Raw genomic sequence first — 5,069 nt, 5'->3', positions numbered from 1 at the left:
GCCCCGGCCTACGGCTACCCGCAGGCCCCCGCGCCGGGGCAGCCGTCCGCGTACGGCTATCCGCAGACGCCGCCCCCGGGCCAGCCGGGCTACGGCTACCCGGGCCAGCCGCAGCAGGGCTACGGCTATCCGGGTCAGCCCCCCGCCCAGCCCATGGCGCCGCAGGGCGCCCCGGGCGGCCCCGGTGGCGGCAAGAAGCCCAGCGCCCAGACGACGATCATCGTCTCGGCGGTCGTCGCGGTCGCGCTGATCGTCGGCGGCGGCCTCTGGTACGCCAAGAGCAAGGACGGCGACAAGAAGGACGAGTCCAAGTCCGGCTCGACGCAGGGCGCGAACGGCGGCAAGGAGGGCGGCTCGACCGGTGGCGGGGGCAAGGAGAAGCCCCCGGCCGACGTCACCTCCAAGGTGCTGTTCCAGGTGCCGCAGCCCAAGGTGACCGACCTCGTCCACGTCGACGGCTCCTGGCTGACCGACAAGGTGTACGCCAAGTCGGGCGTCAACGAGGTCGTCGGCTACGACCCCGCCAAGGGCACCCAGCTGTGGAAGCTGCCGCTGCCCGGCGCGGTCTGCGCGGCGAGCACGCACGTCACCTCCGACAGCAAGACGGCGATCGTCTACGAGGGCCCCAAGGCCGCCGGCGAGAAGTACGCGCGCTGCACCGAGGTCGCCGCGCTCGACCTCACCACCGGCAAGCTGGCCTGGACGAACACCGTCAAGGACGGCGACCGCAAGTCGACGTACGAGGAGGTCACCATCGGCGGCGGCACGGTCGCCACCGGTGGCAGCTCCGGCGGCGCCGCCTGGGACCTGGCCACCGGCAAGCTGCTGTGGCAGCCGAAGGTCACCACCGACCAGTGCAAGGACGCCGGCTACGGCGGCGGTGACGCGCTGGTCGCGGTCCGCAAGTGCGGTGACTACGACACCCCCACGGTCACCATCCAGCCGCTGAACCCCAAGACGGGCGCCCCGGCCGCCTCGTACCGGATGCCGGCCGGTGTCCAGTACGCGCACATCGTCTCGTCCAAGCCGCTGGTCGTGGCCGCCGACGTCGGTGACACGGCCGGTGACGGCAGCGGGATCTCGGACTTCTTCTCGATCGACGACAAGACCGGCAAGCTGCTGGCCCGCATCCCGGCGCCGGGCGACAAGTACGCCGCCGACTGCGACTCCACCATGGTGGAGAAGTGCACCTCGGTCGCGGTGGGCGGCGGCAAGCTGTACGTCCCGACCGAGCAGCACGACGGCGCGTCCGGCAGCGGTTACTCCGGCCGCACCAACGAGATCATGGCGTTCGACCTGGCGACCGGGCAGCCCGTGCCCGGCAAGGCCGACGCGGGCGACGGCTCCTCGCTGTACCCGCTGCGGATGGACGGCAACAACGTCATCGCGTTCAAGAAGCCCCCGTACGACAAGGGCAGCCAGATCGTGAGCGTCGACGGCGGCGACTTCAAGCAGACGGTCCTGCTCCAGAACCCGGCGGACAACTCGGTGCGCGACGCGCTCTCGCAGTTCGGCCCGGAGTACGGCGAGATCCGCTACGACCAGGGCAAGCTCTTCATGTCGTCCACGTCGGTCATGAAGCCGAGCTCGGTGACCGACGAGAAGAGGTTCCTGCTGATCGGCCTCGGTACCGGCTGAGCCGGCGGCGCCCTTCTCGCGGCGTCAACTTCTCCATTACGGCGGCCCCGGCCGCGGAGCACCCTCCGCGGCCGGGGCCGCCGCTTTCACCTGCGCGGACACACTCGTCCGCCAAGTAGTCCCGAATGCCGGGGATTTCGGCAATCCGGGCGTCTTCTCGCCGGTAGGGGGCGCGCGACGTCGAACAAGCGTGTAGCTTGCCGGGGCAGGGAGGGCCGGGCCAGGGGAGTTGGCAACGTGCCCCGGGGGATGGGGGGTTGCTCGATGGGCGTGCGGCTCATGGTGGTCGACGACCACCGCCTGCTCGCGGAGGCGCTCGCCTCGGCACTCAAGCTCCGCGGGCACCGGGTGCTCGCCGCCGCCGCACCCGTCGCCGGGGCGGCCGAGCTGGTGGTGGCGCGGGCGCCGGAGGTGTGTCTGCTCGGTACGGCCGCACCCGCCGAGCCGGGGGTGTTCGACCCGATCGTGCGGATCAAGCGGGAGCGTCCGCAGGTGGCCGTGGTGGTGCTCGGGCCGGTCCCGAGCCCGCGGGGGATCGCCGCCGCGTTCGCCGCGGGCGCCTCCGGTTACGTACGGCACGACGAGCGCATCGAGGGCGTGGAGCGTGCCATGGTCAAGGCGCGCGCGGGCGAGGCCGCGGTGGCGCCGCAACTGCTCCAGGGGGCCTTCGCCGAGCTGCTCAACCCGGCCGCGCAGCCGGACGACGAGGGGCAGCGGCTCCTCCAGATGCTCACCCCGCGCGAGGTCGAGGTGCTGGTCAGGGTCGCGGACGGGGAGGACACCCGGCTGATCGCGGCGGGCATGGGCATCGCCCCCTCCACCGCGCGCACCCATGTCCAGCGGGTCCTGATGAAGCTGGGCGTGGGCTCCCGGCTGGAGGCGGCGGCGCTGGCCGCCCGCACCGGGCTGCTCGACCGGGCGGTGCCCCCGGCGGGCTGAGCCGGGGCTCTCGCAGGCATCCGGAGGCATCTGCAGGTGCTGTGGGCGCGACCGCGCGGCGGTCGCGCCCACAGCCGTGTCCGGGCCGGTCCGTGCGGGCCCGCGCCGCGCCGGGCGGGTCCGTCTTTGTCGCGCCCATTGACTGATGGTGTTGGCTCGTGGTTCTTTATGTTTGGTTCTGTTTGAAGGTGGAGGTGCAGGTGAAGAAGACGTCGACCCGGCTCGCCGACGGCCGCGAGCTGCTCTACTACGACTTGCGGGACGACGTCGTACGGGACGAGACGGACACCCGGCCGCTCGATCCCGTCTCCACGGCCTCCGAGATCCGCCGCGACCCCCTGCTGGGCGACTCGGTGGCCATCGCCTCCCACCGCCAGGGCCGCACCTACCATCCGCCCGCCGACGACTGCCCGCTGTGCCCCTCGCGCGACGGACGGCACAGCGAGATCCCGGCCGCGGGCTACGACGTGGCCGTCTTCGAGAACCGCTTCCCCTCCCTCGCCGGGGACTCCGGCCGCTGCGAGGTCGTCTGCTTCACCCCCGACCACGACGCCTCCTTCGCCGACCTCACCGAGGAGCAGGCCGCGCTCGTCCTGGAGGCCTGGACCGACCGGACCGCCGAGCTCGCCGAACTCCCGCAGGTGGAGCAGGTGTTCTGCTTCGAGAACCGGGGCGCCGAGATCGGCGTCACCCTCGGCCACCCGCACGGCCAGATCTACGGCTACCCCTTCACCACCCCCCGCACCGCCCTGATGCTCCGCTCGCTGGCCGAGCACCGCGAGCGCACCGGCGGGCGCAACCTCTTCGACGACGTCGTCGCGCGCGAGCTCGCCGAGGGCGTCCGGGTGGTCCTGGAGGGCGAGCACTGGGTCGCCTTCGTGCCGTACGCCGCGCACTGGCCGTACGAGGTGCACCTCTATCCACGTGCCCGCGTCCCCGATCTGCGGGCGCTGGGGGAGGCGGCCCGCACCGAGTTCCCCCAGGTCTATCTGGAACTGCTGAGGCGCTTCGACCGGATCTTCGGGGAGGCGGAGCCGCCCACCCCGTACATCTCGGCCTGGCACCAGGCACCCTTCTCCGACAGCGCCGGCCGGCGGGAGTTCGCCCTGCACCTGGAGCTTTTCACCGTTCGCCGTACTTCCGGCAAGCTGAAGTTCCTCGCGGGTTCGGAGTCGGGCATGAGCGTGTTCATCAACGACGTGCCGCCGGAGGCCGCGGCCCGGCGACTGCGAGAGGTAGCGAGCACATGAGCGGGAAGTACCTGGTCACCGGCGGCGCCGGCTATGTCGGCAGCGTGGTGGCGGACCACCTCCTTGAGGCGGGCCACACGGTGACCGTCCTGGACGACCTCTCCACGGGTTTCCGGGAGGCCGTCCCGGCGGGCGCGGAGTTCGTCGAGGGGCGCGTCCAGGAGGCGTCCCGCTGGCTCGACGCCTCCTATGACGCCGTACTGCACTTCGCGGCGTTCTCCCAGGTCGGGGAGTCGGTGACGCACCCCGAGAAGTACTGGTCGAACAACGTGGGCGGCACCATGGCCCTGCTGGACGCCATGCGGACGGCGGGCGTGCGCACGCTGGTGTTCTCCTCCACCGCCGCCACCTACGGCGAACCGGCCTCGGCCCTGCTCACCGAGGCCGACCCCACCGCCCCCACCAGCCCGTACGGCGCCTCCAAGCTCGCCGTCGACCACATGATCAGCGGGGAGGCCGCCGCCCACGGACTCGCGGCCGTCTCGCTGCGGTACTTCAACGTGGCCGGGGCGTACGGCGGCTCGGGTGAGCGCCACGACCCCGAGTCGCATCTGATCCCGCTGCTGCTCCAGGTCGCCCTCGGCGAGCGGGAGTCGATCTCGGTGTTCGGGGACGACTACCCGACGCCGGACGGCACCTGCGTACGCGACTACATCCACGTCGCCGACCTCGCCGAGGCGCATCTGCTCGCGCTGGCGGCGGCCGTCCCGGGCGAGCACCTGATCTGCAACCTCGGCAACGGCAACGGCTTCTCGGTCCGCGAGGTCGTCGAGACCGTACGGAAGGTCACCGGGCACCCGGTGCCCGAGGTCACGGCCGGACGCCGGCCGGGCGACCCGGCGGTCCTGGTGGCCTCCGCCGCCCGCGCCCACGAGCGGCTCGGCTGGCAGCCCTCCCGCGCGGACCTGGCCCAAATCGTCGCGGACGCCTGGGACTTCGCCCGGCGGCCCAAGGGAGTGGAGAGCGTCGATGACTGACGTGGCGGCGCAGTTCCGCGCGCTGTACGGGACGGAGCCCGAGGGGGTCTGGGAGGCGCCGGGGCGGGTCAACCTGATCGGGGAGTACACGGACTTCAACGACGGCTTCGTGATGCCGCTGGCGCTGCCGCACACGGCGGTCGCGGCGGTGTCGCGGCGCACCGACGGGGTGCTCAGGCTGCACTCGGCCGATGTGGACGGCGGAGTCGTCCGGCTCGGCACGGACGCCCTGGAGCCCCTGGGGGGCGGCGGCTGGGCCGCGTAC

General features: G+C 72.5%; 5 protein-coding genes. All 5 read left to right on the top strand.

The features are described 5' to 3' along the window. On the top strand, window positions 1-1,638 hold a 1,638-nt coding region (locus ACJA3G_RS29765), incomplete at its 5' end, for a PQQ-binding-like beta-propeller repeat protein (protein ID WP_406556141.1). A 264-nt stretch (window positions 1,639-1,902) separates the two neighbouring features. Beyond that, on the top strand, window positions 1,903-2,577 hold the full coding sequence (locus ACJA3G_RS29760) for a LuxR C-terminal-related transcriptional regulator (protein WP_406556140.1): 675 nt from the start codon (window positions 1,903-1,905) through the stop codon (window positions 2,575-2,577). 200 nt (window positions 2,578-2,777) lie between these two features. Continuing rightward, window positions 2,778-3,827, top strand: coding sequence for a galactose-1-phosphate uridylyltransferase (galT, locus tag ACJA3G_RS29755; protein WP_406556139.1), 1,050 nt, complete (start codon window positions 2,778-2,780; stop codon window positions 3,825-3,827). After that, the gene (gene galE / locus ACJA3G_RS29750; protein WP_406556138.1) at window positions 3,824-4,804 is read left to right on the top strand and encodes a UDP-glucose 4-epimerase GalE; all 981 of its coding nucleotides are present in this window, start codon (window positions 3,824-3,826) and stop codon (window positions 4,802-4,804) included. The genes galT and galE overlap by 4 nt, the downstream gene beginning before the upstream one ends. Then, the coding region (locus ACJA3G_RS29745; protein ID WP_406556137.1) for a galactokinase family protein at window positions 4,797-5,069 on the top strand (273 nt) is incomplete at its 3' end. The genes galE and ACJA3G_RS29745, both read left to right, overlap by 8 nt.

It is taken from the genome of Streptomyces sp. YS-3 (assembly GCF_045257485.1).
Classification (GTDB): domain Bacteria; phylum Actinomycetota; class Actinomycetes; order Streptomycetales; family Streptomycetaceae; genus Streptomyces.
Note: the sequence above shows the minus strand (reverse complement) of the source record. Positions and strands in the feature narration are given on the sequence as shown.

Excerpts from the sequence above, each read along its gene's own strand:
- galE (WP_406556138.1), top strand. The coding sequence starts at position 3,824 with ATGAGCGGGAAGTACCTGGTCACCGGCGGCGCCGGCTATGTCGGCAGC.
- ACJA3G_RS29760 (WP_406556140.1), top strand. The coding sequence starts at position 1,903 with ATGGGCGTGCGGCTCATGGTGGTCGACGACCACCGCCTGCTCGCGGAG.